The organism is Nonomuraea indica, assembly GCF_002850745.1.
Taxonomy (GTDB): domain Bacteria; phylum Actinomycetota; class Actinomycetes; order Streptosporangiales; family Streptosporangiaceae; genus Nonomuraea; species Nonomuraea indica.
The window spans coordinates 1-15,878 of sequence record NZ_KZ559487.1 but is presented as its reverse complement, the minus strand read 5'-3'; the positions used below and the strand labels follow the sequence as shown (position 1 = coordinate 15,878).

17 protein-coding genes are annotated in these 15,878 nt (G+C 73.2%); 6 read left to right on the top strand and 11 right to left on the bottom strand.

Features of this window, described 5'->3' with window-relative positions:
* Nucleotides 1-32: 32 nt before the first annotated feature.
* Nucleotides 33-698: a TetR/AcrR family transcriptional regulator gene (locus CXR44_RS34180; protein ID WP_245899767.1), complete on the top strand. Its 666-nt coding sequence runs from the start codon at nt 33-35 to the stop codon at nt 696-698.
* A 174-nt stretch (nt 699-872) separates the two neighbouring features.
* Here the strand turns inward: CXR44_RS34180 and CXR44_RS34175 are convergent, their stop codons facing one another.
* Together CXR44_RS34175 and CXR44_RS34170 are read right to left on the bottom strand one after the other, a co-directional pair.
* Nucleotides 873-1,514: a DUF305 domain-containing protein gene (locus tag CXR44_RS34175; RefSeq protein ID WP_101790292.1), complete on the bottom strand. Its 642-nt coding sequence runs from the start codon at nt 1,512-1,514 to the stop codon at nt 873-875.
* A gap of 59 nt (nt 1,515-1,573) precedes the next feature.
* Nucleotides 1,574-1,927 carry a DUF6153 family protein gene (locus tag CXR44_RS34170; RefSeq protein WP_144070188.1) on the bottom strand — a complete coding sequence of 118 codons (354 nt, stop codon included), beginning with the start codon at nt 1,925-1,927 and terminating at the stop codon, nt 1,574-1,576.
* A gap of 273 nt (nt 1,928-2,200) precedes the next feature.
* On the opposite strand from CXR44_RS34170, the gene CXR44_RS34165 reads away from it, so the two are divergent.
* Nucleotides 2,201-2,569 carry a BlaI/MecI/CopY family transcriptional regulator gene (locus tag CXR44_RS34165; protein WP_101790290.1) on the top strand — a complete coding sequence of 123 codons (369 nt, stop codon included), beginning with the start codon at nt 2,201-2,203 and terminating at the stop codon, nt 2,567-2,569.
* Nucleotides 2,566-3,513 (top strand): M56 family metallopeptidase, encoded by a 948-nt coding sequence (locus tag CXR44_RS34160; RefSeq protein WP_101790289.1) that lies wholly within the window; start codon nt 2,566-2,568, stop codon nt 3,511-3,513. The genes CXR44_RS34165 and CXR44_RS34160 overlap by 4 nt, the downstream gene beginning before the upstream one ends.
* 202 nt (nt 3,514-3,715) lie before the next feature.
* Here CXR44_RS34160 and CXR44_RS34155 read toward each other — a convergent pair whose 3' ends face one another.
* From CXR44_RS34155 to CXR44_RS34140, 5 genes are all read right to left on the bottom strand, one after another.
* On the bottom strand, nt 3,716-4,570 hold the full coding sequence (locus CXR44_RS34155) for an MBL fold metallo-hydrolase (protein WP_101790288.1): 855 nt from the start codon (nt 4,568-4,570) through the stop codon (nt 3,716-3,718).
* The gene (locus tag CXR44_RS34150; RefSeq protein ID WP_180903841.1) at nt 4,567-5,178 is read right to left on the bottom strand and encodes a DUF3159 domain-containing protein; all 612 of its coding nucleotides are present in this window, start codon (nt 5,176-5,178) and stop codon (nt 4,567-4,569) included. The genes CXR44_RS34155 and CXR44_RS34150 overlap by 4 nt, the downstream gene beginning before the upstream one ends.
* 65 nt (nt 5,179-5,243) lie before the next feature.
* The gene (gene mhpA / locus CXR44_RS34145; RefSeq protein ID WP_219602177.1) at nt 5,244-6,794 is read right to left on the bottom strand and encodes a bifunctional 3-(3-hydroxy-phenyl)propionate/3-hydroxycinnamic acid hydroxylase MhpA; all 1,551 of its coding nucleotides are present in this window, start codon (nt 6,792-6,794) and stop codon (nt 5,244-5,246) included.
* Nucleotides 6,791-7,720 (bottom strand): fumarylacetoacetate hydrolase family protein, encoded by a 930-nt coding sequence (locus tag CXR44_RS40335; RefSeq protein WP_219602176.1) that lies wholly within the window; start codon nt 7,718-7,720, stop codon nt 6,791-6,793. The genes mhpA and CXR44_RS40335 overlap by 4 nt, the downstream gene beginning before the upstream one ends.
* On the bottom strand, nt 7,717-8,832 hold the full coding sequence (locus CXR44_RS34140; protein WP_101790286.1) for a VOC family protein: 1,116 nt from the start codon (nt 8,830-8,832) through the stop codon (nt 7,717-7,719). Before CXR44_RS34140 ends, CXR44_RS40335 begins: the two co-directional genes overlap by 4 nt.
* 87 nt (nt 8,833-8,919) lie before the next feature.
* On the opposite strand from CXR44_RS34140, the gene CXR44_RS34135 reads away from it, so the two are divergent.
* Nucleotides 8,920-9,552: a TetR/AcrR family transcriptional regulator gene (locus CXR44_RS34135; RefSeq protein WP_101790350.1), complete on the top strand. Its 633-nt coding sequence runs from the start codon at nt 8,920-8,922 to the stop codon at nt 9,550-9,552.
* A 145-nt stretch (nt 9,553-9,697) separates the two neighbouring features.
* On the opposite strand, the gene CXR44_RS34130 is transcribed toward CXR44_RS34135, so the two are convergent.
* Both CXR44_RS34130 and CXR44_RS34125 read right to left on the bottom strand, forming a co-directional pair.
* Entirely contained in the window at nt 9,698-10,921 is a 1,224-nt protein-coding gene (locus CXR44_RS34130) for a sialidase family protein (protein WP_101790285.1), read from the bottom strand.
* A 139-nt stretch (nt 10,922-11,060) separates the two neighbouring features.
* A complete protein-coding gene (locus CXR44_RS34125) occupies nt 11,061-11,549 on the bottom strand; it encodes a hypothetical protein (RefSeq protein WP_101790284.1) in 489 nt (162 codons plus the stop codon).
* 63 nt (nt 11,550-11,612) lie between these two features.
* Between CXR44_RS34125 and CXR44_RS34120 the strand changes: the two genes are divergently transcribed.
* A complete protein-coding gene (locus CXR44_RS34120) occupies nt 11,613-12,203 on the top strand; it encodes a TetR/AcrR family transcriptional regulator (RefSeq protein ID WP_180903840.1) in 591 nt (196 codons plus the stop codon).
* Nucleotides 12,204-12,311: 108 nt separating this feature from the next.
* On the opposite strand, the gene CXR44_RS34115 is transcribed toward CXR44_RS34120, so the two are convergent.
* Both CXR44_RS34115 and CXR44_RS34110 read right to left on the bottom strand, forming a co-directional pair.
* Nucleotides 12,312-12,938, bottom strand: coding sequence for a TetR/AcrR family transcriptional regulator (locus tag CXR44_RS34115; protein WP_101790282.1), 627 nt, complete (start codon nt 12,936-12,938; stop codon nt 12,312-12,314).
* 21 nt (nt 12,939-12,959) lie between these two features.
* Entirely contained in the window at nt 12,960-14,408 is a 1,449-nt protein-coding gene (locus CXR44_RS34110) for an MFS transporter (RefSeq protein WP_101790281.1), read from the bottom strand.
* Nucleotides 14,409-14,582: 174 nt separating this feature from the next.
* Here CXR44_RS34110 and CXR44_RS34105 point away from each other — a divergent pair, with 174 nt between their 5' ends.
* Nucleotides 14,583-15,680 carry a serine hydrolase domain-containing protein gene (locus CXR44_RS34105; RefSeq protein WP_245899765.1) on the top strand — a complete coding sequence of 366 codons (1,098 nt, stop codon included), beginning with the start codon at nt 14,583-14,585 and terminating at the stop codon, nt 15,678-15,680.
* Nucleotides 15,681-15,878: the final 198 nt, after the last annotated feature.

Sequence of the window (15,878 nt, the reverse complement as noted above, 5' to 3'; positions counted from 1 at the left end):
GAATGTTTCTAGAGTGCCGCTATAGTCAAGTCGTGAGCGAGACACCACGACGCAGCAGCGGCCCGGCCACCGAGCGGGAGGACGGGCGGACGGCGCGGGCCCGCGCCACCCGCACCCGCATCACCACGGCCGCCACCGAGCTGTTCACCACGGCCGGCTACACCACGACGAGCATCACCGCCATCGCCGCCAGGGCCGGGGTCAGCGAGCAGACCGTCTACTACGCGTTCGGCACCAAACGGGCCATCCTCACCACCGCCCTCGACCTGGCCGTCGCCGGCGACGACCAGCCCGTCCCCACGATGGAGCGGCCGTGGTTCCGCGAAACGCTCGACGACCCCGACCCGCTCGGGCACATCCGCCGCCAGGTGGCCGCGGCGGGAGACATCTACCTGCGCGCCGCTCCGCTCCTCGACGTCGTGCGCAGCGCGGCCACCACCGACCCCGACCTGGCCGAGGTCTGGGCCACCAACATCCGGCAGCGCCTCACGGTGCAGCGCGCCCTCGCCGACGCCCTCGCCCGCAAGACGCCGCTGCGCGACGGCCTCACCCCCGACGCCGCCGCCGACATCGCGCTCACGGTGCTGTCCCCCGAGACCTACAACCTGCTGGTCGACAACCGGGGGTGGGACCACGCACGCTGGCGGGCCTGGGCCGCCGACGCGCTCGCCCGCCTGCTCACCACCCTGGCCCCCTGACGGGGGACCGCCGAAGCACGCGGCGCCCGGACGGTACGGCACGGAAGGCGGGCAGTCCGGCCGCGGCTGCCCGGCCGGGACGCCGCCCGGACGCGCCGCCGCGGCTGCCCGATGGCCCGATGGCCTGGTGGCCCGGCCGGGACGCCGCCCGGACGGGCCACCAGGCGCGAGGCGTCAGAGCCGGTCGAGGATCTTCTGCATCTGCTCGACCTCGGCCTGCTGGGACGACTCGATGGTCCTGGCCAGCTCCTTGGCCTCAGGGTCGGCGCCCTGCTGCTGCTCGGTCCTGGCCATCTCGATCGCGCCCTTGTGGTGGGCGATCATCATCTGCGTGAAGCGCTTGTCGAAGGCGGCACCGCTCGCCTTTCCGAGCATGCCCATGTCCTCGGGGGACATCATGCCGGGCATCCCGTGACCCATGTCGGCCATGCCCTCGGTGCCGGTGGGCGCGGGCCTGCCCCATTCCTCGAGCCAGCCCCGCATGGTCGCGATCTCGGGGTCCTGGGCGGCCTTGATCTTGGCGGCCAGCTCCTTGACCTCGGGATCCTTGGCGCGGGACTCGGCCAGCTCGGCCATCTCCACGGCCTGCCGGTGGTGCGGGATCATCATCTGCGCGAACATCACGTCCGCGTCGTTGAACGAGGCCCCCGGCTGCGTGCCGGTGGGCGTGACCGCGGCGCCGCCGGTGGCGGGTGCGGCGTGCCCGGACATCGGGGCGTCGCCACCGCCGCCGCAGGCGGTGAGCAGGACGAGAGCGCCGGCTCCGGCGGCGGCCGCGGAGGTGATCCGCTGAACGAGCGAGCGGTTGGTGAACATGGTCGGTGACTCCTGTCGTGTCGGATGGATGCAAGGACCGGGTGCGGGAGCCGACCGGCCTATATGCGAAGCACCGAGACGCGAGAGAGTCGCAACGCCATGAACGGGGGCGGCGGCCTGCCTGCCCGCCTCACGTCGGGCCCGGCTCCGAACGGCGTCTCCGCGTGGCCGAGCAGGCGCCCGCGCCGCGCGGCGGCCCACAGCAGGAGCAGGGAGGTCAGCACGGCCAGGCACATCGTGCCGGGATCGAGGTCGGGGAGCTCGCCGCTCGAGGAGACGGCGTCGCCCATGACCGCAGCCGGCAGGTGTCCCGCCGGCATCGGCGCCACCGCCTCCTCGCCGTGCGCGTGAGAGGTGCCGGGGTGGCCGAGAGTGTGCATGCCGCAGACGCCGACGACGAGCAGGACGAGCAAGGCCCACCGCGAGAGGCGGCGACTCCCGTCTACTACGCGTCGAATCATCCGTTCCCCGTGCTGATGCCAGTCTTCCCTACTGACGATAGTAGGAACTGACGGCAGAGGAGGGGCATACCCGGCGGGTCGGCGTGCCGCGGATCATCGAACCGGGCGGCGGGGATGCGGCGGCCCGCCGGCTGCCCGGTCCGGCCGGCGCAGGCGTTCCTGGCCGTGGGTCTACGACCGCCGGTAGCATCGAGGCGACCTGACCGGTTGGAGGGGTTTCGCGTGATGCGCGGTCTGGGTGAGCTGGAGTCGGTCATCATGGACCGGATGTGGTCCTACCGTCGGCCGGCCTCGGTGCGCGACGTGCTGGAGGACCTGCGCCGGGAGCGGCAGATCGCCTACACCACCGTGATGACGGTGATGGACAAGCTCCACACCAAGGGCCTGCTCACGCGGGAGCTGGCCGGCAAGGCGTACATCTACCGGACGGTCTCCACCAAGGAGGCCTACACCGCCGACCTGATGCGCGAGTCGCTGGCCAGGAGCGGCAACCAGGCCGCCACCCTGGTGCACTTCCTGGAGCGGCTGACCCCCGAGGAGGCCGGCGCGCTGGAGGCGGCGCTGCAGGTGTTTCCGCCGAGGGGGCGCGGGTGACGGCGGTCGCGCTGACGCTCTATCCGCTGCTCGCCGCGTTCATCCTGCCGCGGGTGCTGGGCCGGGCCGGATGGGCGGACCGGGCGCCGAGGCTGGCGATCACGCTGTGGCAGGCGGCCTGCGCCTCCGTGGTCGGCTCCGTCCTGCTGGCCGCCTTCGTGCTCGCGGTCCCTCCGGCGGTGGTCGGCCACGGCCTGGCCGCGTTCTTCGCGGCGTGCACCGCGTGGCTGACGCACGGCACGGGCATGACCGTGGCGACCACCGGCATCGCCGTGACCGTCGCGGGCGCCGTGGTGACGCGGATCGCGTACCGCACGGCGGCCGTCCTCGTGCGCGCGCGTACGGAGCGACGCCGCCACGCGGAGGTGCTGGCACGGCTGGGCAGGCACGACGAACGGCTGGGCGCGATCGTCGTCGACTACGACGAGCGGCTGGCCTACTGCCTGCCGGGCAGGCGCGCCAGCACCGTCATCACCACGGGGGCCCTGCGCAGCCTGAGCCCGGAGCAGGTGGCCGCCGTGCTCGCCCACGAACGGGCCCATCTACGCGGACGTCACCATCTCGTCGTGGCCGGAGCGGAGGCGCTGGCCACGGCATTCCCCCGGGTGCCGTTGTTCGAGCGGGCCCGAGCCGAGCTGGCCGGGCTCGTCGAGCTGCTCGCCGACGACATGGCGGCCCGCCGCCACCCCCGCGTCCTCATCGCGACCGCCCTGGTGGGGCTCGCCACCGGCCGCACGCCCGCCTCCGCCCTGGGCGCCGGCGGCGACACCGCGCTGGCCCGCGTACGGCGCATGCTCCGTCCCGAGACCCCGCTCGGGCGCGGGCAGCGCCTGGCCGGGGCGCTCACCGTGGGGCTGCTCCTCGGCGGCCCGGCCGTGGTGGCCCTGCTGCCCGGCCTCGGCTCGTTCCTCGCCCACCACTGCCACGAGCTCCTCGCCCGCTGACCGGGGGCGCTTCCTGCGGCCGGTCAGCCACTCCCCCTGGTGGTGCAACCGGCCGGCGAGCTGGGACGGCGCCTCGGGCATCCCTATGGCTGCGGCAGCTCCGCACGGGCGGCGCCGTGTCCGGGCCGACCTCCGCAGGAGCCCCCTGAGCACCGCGGCCGGGGCTCCCGCTGCGGCCGCGGTGGGAGCGGTGCGCCGGGGATCAGCCGATGGTCGCCGTCATGAGGTCACGGCCCACGGTGAGGACCCCCTCGTAGCCGCCCAGGCGTACGTCGTGTGCGAACTCCCGCTCCCCCGCCGCATCGCCAGGGGCCGGGATCAGGTGAGTGAGCATCAGGTGCCTGACGTCGGCGCGCTTGGCCAGGCCGCCGAGCGCGACCGTGTCGGCGTGGTAGGAGAAGATCTTCTCGAACGGAGTGCCGGCGACGGCGGCGTGCAGGGCGGTGGTGCGGCACGCCTCGTGGACCAGTACGTCCGCGTTGCGACTCAACTCCTCCACCTCGTCGCACACGCGGGTGTCGCCCGAGATCACGACCGTGCCGTCGGGGGTGCGGACACGGTAGGCGACGGCGTCGGGCACCGGCTCGTGGTGGACGGCGACGGCCTCCACCGTGACCCCGTCGCGTGACCAGATCTCCCGGGGCTCGGATCCGCAGGCGAAGGCGTGCAGCCGCGGCTCCGGCGGCGCCTCCTGCACGTGCTCCATGCGCAGCGCGATGTCCGCCGCGTACGGGTCCAGCATCCGCGCGGCGAATCCGGCGGCCTCCCCCTCGGGCAGGTGGAGGTCGAGCGGCCCGGTCCGCCACACGTGGTCCTGGATCCATCGTCCCATCACCAGGTCCGGCAGCCCGATCACGTGGTCGCTGTGCACGTGGGTGACGAACAGGGCGGTCACCTCGTGCAGGCCGACGCCCGCCTCGGCCAGGCGCAGCACGGTGCCGCGTCCGGCGTCGAACTGCAGGACGGTCGTCCCGTGCCGGACCAGGACCCCCGCGCCCGCGCGGCCCGGGGAGGGGATCGGCACGCCGGTGCCGGTCAGAGTGACGGTGGTGGTCATCGGTGAACTCCTTCGCAAGGACAGGGACGCTTGGTCATACGCCGGTAGACGACCCACATCAGGCCGGCCAGGAGCACATGGACGGGCACCTCGACCAGAAGCTTGAAGGCCCCCATGGCCAGGGCCCGGTCGGCGAGGTAGAGCCGCGCCTGGTTGGCCACGAGGACGGCTTCGGCCAGCATCCAGAGCACGGTGACGACGGTGTAGGCCCGCACCCGCGCGGGGCACCGTCTCCAGGCGAGCCCCCGCCCGGTGAGCACCCCTGCGGCCAGGCCGACCGGCGGTCGGCGCACCACCAGCAGCAACGGTGTCGCCACGACGATGGTGGCGCGCACGAGGAGCACGGGCAGGAAGAAGTTCGTGGCCTCGCCCGACAGGACCGTGACGGCGGCGGCCCCGGCGGTCAGCGCGAACCCGCCCACCGCCGGCCAGACGCTGCGGGACTGGCGGACGCGGCGGGCCGCCACCAGCGCGGCGACGCACAGCCCGGCCGCCAGCGCCGGCGGCAGCCGGGTCGTCATCGCGTAGAGCAGCGTGAACCCCAGCACGGGGGCCGCGGTCTCGGCGATGTGCAGCCCGACGTGACGCAGGGCGGCGAGGTCACTCATGGGTGACCCAGGCATGGGTTCCACGGCGGCCGGGTCCTCGGGTCGGAGTACCCGGGGTCTGTCGGTCATGCGGTGACGTTCCTCTCGGCTGTGGTCGGTGTGGTGCGCGACGCCGGCAACAGCGGGAGCCAGGCGGCGGCGGCGCGCGCGATCGCGGCGGTGCCCGAGGCGAGCGGGGCGGCGGCCAGGACGACCCGGTCGGGCCGTAGCAGCACGGCCGCGGCTCTCGCGCCGAGCAGCCAGCGTTCCAGCGTGCCGTCGTCGATCGGCGTCGCCCGCAGGTCGAGGACGCGTGCGCGCAGGCGACGCGCCAAGGCGGCCAGCAGGGGGTCGAGCGGAGTGAGGGTGAGGACGGCGAAGGAGTCGCCGAGCACGTCGTCCAGGCGCCGGGGCATGCCGTCCACCGTCACCCAGGGTTGCGGGGGCAGGGTGCCGGCCAGGTCGCCCCAGGGGCGGTGGGGCCGGACGAGCGGGCCGCGGCGCAGCCGGGGCGACCTGCTGTTCGCAGCGGCGGGCAGGTGCTCGGCCTGGCGGAGCAGCAGGCGTGCCGCCCCGACCGGGCCGGTCATGACCCGGCCGACCGCGATCGCCGTCCTGATCATGTGGGTGACGTGCGGCGCCCGTTCGGCCTGGTAGGTGTCGAGCAGCCGCTCGTGGCCGCCCTCCGCGAGGACGAGCGCCAGTTTCCACGCCAGGTTGGCCGCGTCCCGCAGGCCGGCTCCCATGCCCTGGCCGATGAACGGCGGGGTGAGGTGCGCGGCGTCGCCGAGCAGGAACACGCGCCCCCGCCGCCACCGGTCCGCCACCTGCGAGCGGAAGGTGTAGACGGCTTGGCGCAGCACGAGCAGATCCTCCTCCGGCACCCCGCGCGTCCAGGGCGAGATCAGCCGGGCCAGCGCCTCACGGCCGACGACCTCGCCCGGCCGGACCCGGAACTCCCACCTGTAGCGTTCCGGGCCGATCCGCATGAAGGTGGCCGGGCGGGCGGGATCGCACACCTGGTGGACGCCGTCCCACACGCCGAGCGGCTGGGCGCAGCGCACGTCCACCACGAGCCAGCGCTCGGCGAAGCGCAGGTCCCGCATCCGCGCGCCCACGTGGTGGCGGGTGCGGCTGTTGGCGCCGTCGCAGCCGAGCAGGGCGTGCGCCCGCACCTCCTCCTGCCGCCCGCCGGCGACCTCACGCAGCCGGACGCGTACGGGACCGCGCCCGTCCTGGTCGATGTGCACGACCTCGGTGCCGGGCCGCAGTTCCACCTCCGGACGGCGGGCCAGGCCGGCGCGGAGCAGCGCCTCGAGGTCGGGCTGGTCGAACAGGTTCGCCTGCGGCCAGCCGGAGTGGCCCGTGCCGTCGTCGCGGCGGAACTCGGCGATCGTGCGCAGTTCGCCGTCCAGCAGGCGCATGCCGGGCGCCGGGCGGCTGATCGCGGCGAACTCCTCCGCCACGCCGACGGCCTGCAGGATGCGCATGACCTCGTCGTCCAGGTGGACCGCGCGGGGCAGGGGGTGGACGCCGGGGTGCGGGTCCACGACCAGGCTGCGGACGCCGCGCGCGGCGAGCAGGGCGGCCGCTGTGAGCCCGGTCGGCCCCGCGCCCGCCACGAGGACGGGGATCACGCGAACTCCACCGGCGTGTGCTGGCAGCCCAGGTCGATGGACCGGTCGCCGGTCGCGATGCGCGCGGTGACGACGTCGCCGTGCCGCAGGTAGGCCGGGACACGGGCCTGCCGCCCGAAGAAGATCTTCCACTTCAGCGAGGGTGGCAGCAGCGATCCGAGCAGTTCCACCGGCTTCGGCGGCGCCTTCAGCGCGGTCCCGCCGGGCGTGCCGGTCAGCACCACGTCGCCGGGGGCCAGCTCCTGGAAGCGGGCCAACGCCGTCAGCGCCGCCGCGGGGCGGGCGATCATGTCGGTCACCGTGCGGTCCTGCCGCAGCACCTGGTTGACCGACAGCCGCAGTCGCAGGTCCACCAGCCGCGCGAACTCCTCCGCCGCCAACAGCACCAGCCGCGGACCGAGCGGCGTGAACGTCGGGTAGGACTTGCTCTCGTAGAACTGCGACTTCGACAGCTGCACGTCCCTGGCGGACACGTCGTCGGCCATCACCAGCCCGGCCACGTAGGCGGGCAGGTCGGCCTCGGTGACGGTCGCGCCGATCGGCAGGGGCGCGCCCATGACCAGCCCGAGCTCGATCTCGTAGTCGAGCAGCCGCACGTGCGGCGGCTTGACGATCCGGTCGTACGGCCCGCACACCGATCCGGACGCCTTGCGGAAGAACGTGATCGGCACGTCGTCGGGATCGAGACCCGAGTCCCTGGCGTGGGACCGGTAGTTCACCATCTGGCACACCACCCGGCATGGCGTGGTCACCGGCGACAGCAGCTTCAGCTCCCGTACCGGCACCCCGTCCGAAGCGGCGTCCGTCAGCGCCTTCCGGTCTGCCAGCAGTTCGGCGGTGGTCTGCGCGGCCGTGTCCACGGGGTGGGCCAGCCCGTCGCGCTCGACCCACCATTGGCCGTCGGTTCGCAGGACGTCGATGCTCACGCTCTCATCGCTTTCATCAGTCCCAGCAGCCGTGGGAGGTCGATCTCGTTCTCCTCGCGCAGCGCCGTCACGACGTTGCGCAGCAGAGCCGGGGACGGGCCGGTGCCGAGGAAGTCGCGGGTGGCCGGCGGGCCCCACTGCGCCAGTCCCGAGGCCGACATGGGCGCCCAGCCCGGCTCCAGCGTGGAGTCGAACAGGTCGCCGTCGGCGAAGTGCTCCATCATCAACCGGTCGGGGTCGCGCCAGTAGTCGAAGATCTGGCTGCCCTGGATGTGTCTGCCGATCCCCCACACCCGACGGTGGCCCCGCGAGGCCAGGTACTCGCCGCCCGCCGCCACCGCGTCCATGTCGGCCACCTCGTAGGCCGAATGGACGTAGCCGACGCCGGGGCCCAGATGCATGGCCAGCGTGTGGTGGTCGGCGGGCTCCCCGCCCTTGTCGCACCTGACGAACGCCATGGTCGGACCGCGGTCACGCTGGTCGTCCAGGAACAGGAAGTCGCTGACGATCATGCCGAGCGTGTCCAGGTACCAGTCGAGCGCCTGCTCGAACCACCGCGTCTCCAGCACCACGTGCCCGAGCCGCCGCACCCGGGCCGGTTCGGGCGCGGGCCGCTGCACGGCGTTGACCCTTTCCGGGCGCAAGCCGTAGTTGACCGTCAGGACCGGTTGCTCGGGCAGTGCGGGCAGCGGGGTGGTTCCATGCACCACCCGCACCGGGATGCCGCTCGGGTCGCGCAGGTCGACCACCCGGCCGCCGCCCAGGTCGCCCATTTCCCGCACCTGGGCGCCGGTCGCGCGGGCCAGCCGCGTCAGGTCCTCGGCGGCGGCCGCCTGGAAGGCCGGGCCCACGAAGCGTGATCTCGGGCCGTGCCGGACGACCACGCACTGGGGGCCGGGCACGGTGCCGCGCAGGTAGAGCGTGTCGGGTGTCCGGGCCGCCACGGCGAAGCCGAAGTCCCGGGCGAACGACTCGGCCCTGCGCAGGTTCGTCTTCTCGAACTCCAGCCAGGCCAGATCCCTGACCTTGATCACGGGGTCGCGGGACCTGCCGGGGTGCTCGCCCCGCAGCGGCCCGCGCTCGCTGTGCAGGCTGGCGTGCGCGCTCTCCATCGCCGCCTCTCTGATTGGCTCGTCATTATTGATGAAATCATCAGAAATGAGGCGGTGCTCTGTCAAGCCGCTATGCTCAGCGGTGTGATGGCGCAAGCCCCCAAACCCGTGTCCCGACTGGAGCGGCGCAAGACCCGCACCCGCCAGGCCCTCATCGACGCCGCGCGCGCCGTCCTCGCCCGGCAGGGCATGGCCGAGGTCAGCATTCAGGAGCTCACCGAGGCGGCCGACGTGGGGTTCGGCTCGTTCTACAACCACTTCGGGAGCAAGGACGAGCTGTTCCACGCGGCCATCGCCGACGTGCTCGAAGAACATGGGCAACTGCTCGACGAGCTGACCGCCGGCATCGAGGACCCCGCCGAGGTCTTCGCCGCCTCCGTCAGGCTCACCGGCCGATTGGCCGACACCCATCCCCAGATCGCCCGCATCCTGACCCGGACCGGGCTGCCGTACCTGAGCTCCGACAAGGGCCTGGCACCTCGGGCGCTGCGCGACATCCGCCACGCCATGGACGCCGGGCGTTTCCGGTCCGGCAACCCGTACGTGGCGCTGGCCGGGGCCGGTGGCGCCATGCTCGGATTCCTGCAGCTCTGGATCGAGCGCCCCGACAGGGTGGACGCGAGCGCGGCGGACGAACTGGCCGAGCACCTGCTGCGGATGTACGGCATGAACCACGAGGAGGCCCACGCCATCGCCCACCGCCCGCTGCCCGGCGGGTGATGACCTCCGCGGACGCAGTCACGGTGAGGTGCCGTGGCGGACCTACCGCGGCTGTCGCCGGCCGCCGGGGAAGGGCGTGCCCCGGCGGGATCGGGCCGAGCAGACCGCTGATCAGTGGCACGCGGGTGGGGGGTGCCAACGCCTTTCAGCGCAGGCCGATGGCGCTCTCCCAGAACCAGTTCCAGCGGATCTCGTCCCGGAAGCGCGCCGTGCCGGCCTCGTACAGCACGCCGATGGCGCCGTTGCCGATGAGGGTCATGTCCGAATACCCGGCGTGATCGCCGTCGATCCGGACACCCGCGTTGTCGACGGTGCCGTCCCAGTTGCGCCAGGTGGCACCCTCGTCGAAGGACGAGCGGACGTTCATGCCCACGGGATTGTTGTCCGTCTTGGGGGTGGCCGGCGCCGACAGCAGGATCCGGGTGTAGGGACCGCCGTCCCCGCGCTGGCGCAGCAGCGCCGGATGGGTGGGCGGCGCGGTGATGGCGTGGTCGGCGCGGAACCCGCCGTCGAAGGTCACGCCACCGTCCCTGCTCACGCCGCCGGCCAGGCCGTGAACCGACGTCTGGTCGTCGGGGACCGCGCCGTTACGGGCGATCACGAGGATGCTGCTGTCGGTCCGCTCCACCAGAGTCTGCTCGCCCAGCCTCAGCACGGCCTTGTCGTAGGTGGCCGTCGCGCCGATCCTCCAGTTCTCGCCGTGGTCGTCGCTGTAGATCAGTCGTACGCTCTGCCGGCTGCCGACGGCGAAGTAGACCGGCACCACGAGCCGCCCCTTGTGGTCGCCCCGTGTCAGCTGGATCCCGTGCCCGGGCCCGGTGGCGAACCAGTCCCCGGCCCCCGCCGGAGCCTTGATGGACTCCGAGAGATCCTTCGGCGCCGACCACGTCCGCCCGTCGTCGTGGCTGACCTGAACCTTCGGCGTGCGCGGGGTGGTCTGGGTGGGCGTGGGTTCGGACGTCGTGAACAGGAACACGGGCCCGGTCGAGTCCGCGACCACCGTCGCGTTCCCCTGCAGGGCCGCCCCGGTGGTGCTCGCCAGGACTGTCCGGCTCGCCTCCCACGTGACGCCGTTGTCGGTGGAACGGCGCATGACGACGTCGAAGGCACCATGATCGGCACAGTTGTTCCTGTGACGCTTTTCGGCGAAGGCCAGCAGCACGTCGTTGTTGGTCCTCACGACCGCCGGAAGCCGGAAACAGGTGGTCACCTGTGCTCCGGTGGCCGGGTCCGTGGTCGTGTACTGCTTCCACAGGGTCTGCTTGTGCCAGGTGCGCGTGGGCGGCTGCGCGGCCGCCGCGGGCGCCACGCCGACGACCACCGCCATCACCGCCGCGGTCATGACGCTGTACGTGCGGAACAACCCCATCAGCCCTCCCTGGTGAGTTCACCCATGAGCGATCGCCGTCCCCGTAGATCAATTCTTAGATCGTTTTCTGTACGGGGAACAGGGGTGACGAAGTAGTCGATCTTGCGTCAAGACCCGGGACTCACCCCGTCGCCCTTCGTCAGGCGCGTGGAGCCAGTCGGCGGCGCAGCCGGCGGACCGTACCGCTCCAGCGTGCGGGCCGGGCGACGGTACCGGTGACCGCGCGCTCGGCGCGGTCGAGGCTGTCCTCGATCAGCGCGTCGTGCAGCGGCCGGAAGACCAGTGGCCAGGTCAGACGCGCCGGCCCGTGGGTGGACATGGCGAGCGTGTGGCCGAGCACGGTGTGGCCGTGCTCGGCGGACACGGCGTACTCGTGGAACCCGTCGAATCCGCGCGGGCCGGTGAAGGCGAACCGGATCCAGCGGCCGGGCATGTAGTGGCTGACGAAGTACCTGACAGGGCCGTGGCCACCGACCGCGCCGGGGCCGAGCGGCCGGTCGAATCGCATGGCCGGCCAGGCGGAGTGCGGCCACAGCAGGTCGGCCGGACCGGCGAGCGTGTCGATGAGCCGGCCGACCTCGTCGAGCGGGGCCGGCACCGCGCGCCGGTGGATGTTGAGCACTGCCATGACTGACACCTCCGTATTAGAGAGACCTCTCCAGAACCGATAAGTGAGAGTACTCTCCATGACGTGCCAAGACCACCCCGCTACGACGTCGACGACCTGCTCGACGCCGCCCTCGCACTGACGGTCGCGAACACGCCGACCGGCGTGTCGGTGGCCGAACTCGCCCGGCATGCCGGGGTGCCGAGCGGTTCGGTCTACCACCGCTTTCCCAGCCGCGCGGTGCTGCTCGCCGAACTGTGGCTGCGTACCGTCGACCGGTTCCAGGAGGGCTTTCTCCCCTGTCTTGCCGACCGGGACGCCTGCCGGGGCGCCCGTACCGCGGCCCGGTACGTGGTCGACTGGTCCCGCACCGATCCCGACAGTGCGCGCCTGCTGCTGTATGCGCGCCGGGACTTCGTACCCCAGGAATGGCCGGCCGAGCAGACCGCACGCGCCGCGGCGCAGGACCGCCGGTTGCGTTCCGCGCTGCGCGCCCTCGCCGGCCGGCTCGACGTAGACCTCGAGCGCCTCGTGATCGCCGTGGTGGACCTGCCGTACGCCGTGGTGCGCAGGCACCTCGCCGACGGCGGGGCCATCGCGGCCGGCGTCGCCGACACGGTCGAGAACTGCGCCGACACCCTGCTCCGCGCCAGGCTGCCGGAGCCGCGGAGGTAGCGCCCGACCCGGATGATCTCGGCGGCCGCTGATCGCGATCGCCGCAGGACAGGCGGGCGCCGACACGGCCTGCCGACGACGGCGATCAGCTCGGCGACGGCGGAGGTGTCATCGAGGTGGTCGCAGAGCGGGCAGCAGGGTCGCGATCAGGGTCTCCGCGGCGGAGTCCTGGGGAAGGCGGCCGGCGTTGACGTCGGCGGCCGCGGCGTGCAGGAGGCTGTAGACGGTGGTGACCATCCAGGCGAGGGGAAGGTCGTCGCGGAAGGCGCCTTCCGCCCGGCCGCGGTGCAGCAACTGCTCCACGCGAGCCATCGCCTGATCGTGACGCTCGCGCATGCGGACGGCGCCGAGCTCGTGCTGCGCGACCTCGAACAGCCGCCGATGCCGGTCCAGGACCTGCCAGGACGAGCGCAACAGCCGGCACAGCGCGTCGGCGGCGGGGCCGTCGCCCGGCGCGGCGGCGTCGAGGACCGGTTCGGCCTTGGCGATCGCGTGATCGATGACGGCTTCGAACAGCACCTCCCGCGAAGGGAAATGGGCATACAGCGTGACGCGGCCGACGCCGGCGGCGCGGGCGATCGCGGCCATGCTCACCTGGGGCTGCTCGGCGAGGCAGTCCTGCGCGGCCTCCACGATGGCGGTGATGCTGCGCTCGGCGTCCGCGCGGCGCCGAGGCGCCGCGCCGGGCGATCGCCCGGCACCGGCGGGTCGGTGCCGCGTTTCGGTGGGCTTCACATGTCCCAGCCTAAGGCGGACTCAGTGGGCGAACACCGGCTGATCCGTGGCCGGCGGACGGCCGGGGGGCACCAGCCATCCCGCGAGGGCCGCCAGGACGGCGGCCACCACGGCGGTGGCGGTGAAGGCCGCGCCGAACCCGCCCACCGGCGCCGAGGCGGCGCCGCCCGGACCGGCGACGGCGCCCAGGCTGGAGGCGGCGACAGTGGAGACGAACGCGACTCCGAAGGTCGCCCCCATCTCGTGCCCCATGTTGATCAGCCCGGAGGCCATGCCGGCCTCCGTGGAGCCGACGTGCGCCATCGCCGTGGTGGTGGCGGCGACGAACGCGGCGCCGAGCCCGAGTCCGGCCACGGCGAACCCGGGCAGGACGTGCGTCCAGGCGTTGCCGTCGGCGGGCACCCGGGCCAGCAGGAGTGCTCCCCCGGCGACCAGCAGGAACCCGGCGACGACGGCGGGTCGCCCGCCCAGCCGGCCGACGACGCGCAGGCCGATGTGCGTGCCCACGCCGATCGCCAGGGCGACCGGCAGGAACAGCAGCCCGGTGGCGAGCGCGCTCAGCCGGAGCACGTGCTGCAGGTACTGGGAGGTGAGGAAGAAGTCGGCCAGCAGCAGGCCGGACGCGCCCAGCATGACGACGTTGCCGGCGAGCACCGGCCGGCGGGCCAGCATCTCCAGCCGGACCAGCGGGGTGGTGGCCCTGCGCTCGACCACGGCGAACAGCGCCAGCGCCACGGTCCCGGCGGCGAGTGCCAGCAGGGTCACCGGCTCGGCGAAGCCGGTGTCGCCGGCCCGCAGCAGCCCGTAGATGAGCGAGCCGACCGCCCCGGTGGCGAGCACGGCCCCGGGCACGTCGACCCGGGCGGGGCGGCCGGCGGGACGGCCCGCGCCGACCAGCGTGGGCACGGCGATGACGACCAGGACGCCGACGGGGATGTTGACGAAGAACGCCCACTCCCAGCCGGGCCCGGTGGTGAACACTCCGCCGAGCAGCACCCCGAAGGCGGCTCCCGCGCCGCCCAGCGCGGCCCAGACGCCGAGTGCCCGGTTGCGGTCGGCGCCGTGGAACGTCGTGGTCACGAGGGACAGCGCCGCGGGTGACAGCAGGGCGGCGCCGACCCCCTGGACGGCGCGGGCGGCGACCAGGACGCTCGCGCTCGCCGCCGACCCGGCGGCCAGCGACGCGAGGGTGAAGATCACCACCCCGGCGAGGAAGACCCGGCGGCGGCCGAGGGCGTCCGCCAGGCGGCCGCCGAGCAGCATCAGCCCGCCGAAGCACAGCGTGTAGGCGGTGACCACCCAGGTGGACGTCGTTCGCTGGAGCCCCAGTTGATCGGCCATCACGGGCAGGGCGACGTTCACCACGGTCACGTCCAGGATGACCATGAACTGCGCCAGGCACAGCAGGCCCAGCGTCCACCACCGCCTGGCGGAATGAGCCGAAGCCTGCGGCACGGACTCGGTGTGCATCAGCGACCCTCCTAAATCGTACATAACTGTTCGGGTTAAGGTAGCCCACGACCATCCGAAAGTCGAACAGACATGTACGGGTTAGCTCCCCGCAGGGCCGGTTGCCCTTATACCTCGGAGGGGTATGGAAAGGGCACGAGGCCCGGCAACGGGCGTGACGGCGGAGGGATGGACATGGTGAAGGTCGAGGGGTTCGTCGCGGACGGGTACGACCGGGTGCGTCAGGTCCTGCAAGGCCTGGTCGACGACGGCCGGGAGACCGGGGCCGGGGTGTCGGTCTGGAAGGACGGCCGCGAGGTTGTGCGGCTCAGCGCGGGGTGGGCCGACGCCGGGCGGACCCGCCCCTGGCGACCCGACACCCTCGTACAGCCGTATTCGCTGTCGAAGGCGTTCGTCACGATCGCCGCCCTGGTGGCGGTGCGCGACGGCGCGCTGGCGCTGGACGACCCGATGGCGGCCTACTGGCCGGAGTACGGCGCCCACGGCAAGGAGCGCACCACGCTGCGCCAGGTGCTCACGCACCGGGCGGGCCAGCCGCGCTTCCCGGCGGGCGCCGCGGGCCTGGACCTGCTCGACGACGCGGCGCTGCGCGCGAGCCTGGCGTCGGCGGCGCCGGAGTACGTTCCCGGCACGTCGCTCGGCGAGCACGCGCTGACCTACGGCCACCTCGTGGACGGCGTCCTGCGCGCGGGCGCCGCCACCACGCTGGGAGAGGTGTTCGACGAGGTGGTACGGCCGGCCCTGGCCCTCGACGCCTGGTTCGGCGTGCCGGACGACGCCCTGGAGCGCGTGGCCGACCTGGAGTACGCCGACCCGGAATGGCCGCGCCGGTTGCACGCGGCGCCGTGGCTCCGGATTCCCGCCGGCGCCCTGGACACCCGGCGGACGAACTCCACGGCCTGGCGGCAGTCGGTCTTCGGCGCGGTCAACCTGCACACGAGCGCGACCGCCATGGCGGCGTTCTTCTCCCGGCTGACCGACGAGGAGGGCCCCGTGCGCGCGCTGCTGGGGGCGTCCCTGCACGACGAACTCCTCGCCTCCCAGGTCACCGGCTTCGACGAGGTCTTCGGCACGAGGATCACCTGGACCCTGGGCTTCGTCCGCGACCGCGGCAAGATCGCCAAGGGCGGGATCGGCGGCTCGGCCGCATGGTGGTCGCTCCGGCACCGTCACGGCTGTGCCTACCTGACGCGGCACCTCGACGATCACTCCCGTGCCGCCGAGATCGCCGCCGCCCTCGGCGACGATCTCACCGTGGTCGGCGAGGACTGAGCGGGAGTCACCGAACAGGTCGGGGGCGCCCCGGGGCTCCGGCGACGGCGCCGCCGCACCCGCCGCGCTCCCCCGGCCCCGGTGAGGCCCGCCCCGGGGTTCACGACACGGGTTGCAAACCCCAGGGGGGTATGTTAGTTTCCTCGACGTCGGAGATACCCCCCTCGGGTATGAGCGAAGGAGAACTACATGTGCACG

Coding starts and splice junctions, on each gene's coding strand:
- CXR44_RS34110 (WP_101790281.1), bottom strand. CDS start 14,408: ATGCACACCGAGTCCGTGCCGCAGGCTTCGGCTCATTCCGCCAGGCGG.
- CXR44_RS34125 (WP_101790284.1), bottom strand. CDS start 11,549: ATGGCAGTGCTCAACATCCACCGGCGCGCGGTGCCGGCCCCGCTCGAC.
- CXR44_RS34175 (WP_101790292.1), bottom strand. CDS start 1,514: ATGTTCACCAACCGCTCGCTCGTTCAGCGGATCACCTCCGCGGCCGCC.
- CXR44_RS34135 (WP_101790350.1), top strand. CDS start 8,920: ATGGCGCAAGCCCCCAAACCCGTGTCCCGACTGGAGCGGCGCAAGACC.
- CXR44_RS34165 (WP_101790290.1), top strand. CDS start 2,201: ATGCGCGGTCTGGGTGAGCTGGAGTCGGTCATCATGGACCGGATGTGG.
- CXR44_RS34155 (WP_101790288.1), bottom strand. CDS start 4,570: ATGACCACCACCGTCACTCTGACCGGCACCGGCGTGCCGATCCCCTCC.
- CXR44_RS34140 (WP_101790286.1), bottom strand. CDS start 8,832: ATGGAGAGCGCGCACGCCAGCCTGCACAGCGAGCGCGGGCCGCTGCGG.
- CXR44_RS34105 (WP_245899765.1), top strand. CDS start 14,583: ATGGTGAAGGTCGAGGGGTTCGTCGCGGACGGGTACGACCGGGTGCGT.
- CXR44_RS34150 (WP_180903841.1), bottom strand. CDS start 5,178: ATGAGTGACCTCGCCGCCCTGCGTCACGTCGGGCTGCACATCGCCGAG.
- CXR44_RS34130 (WP_101790285.1), bottom strand. CDS start 10,921: ATGGGGTTGTTCCGCACGTACAGCGTCATGACCGCGGCGGTGATGGCG.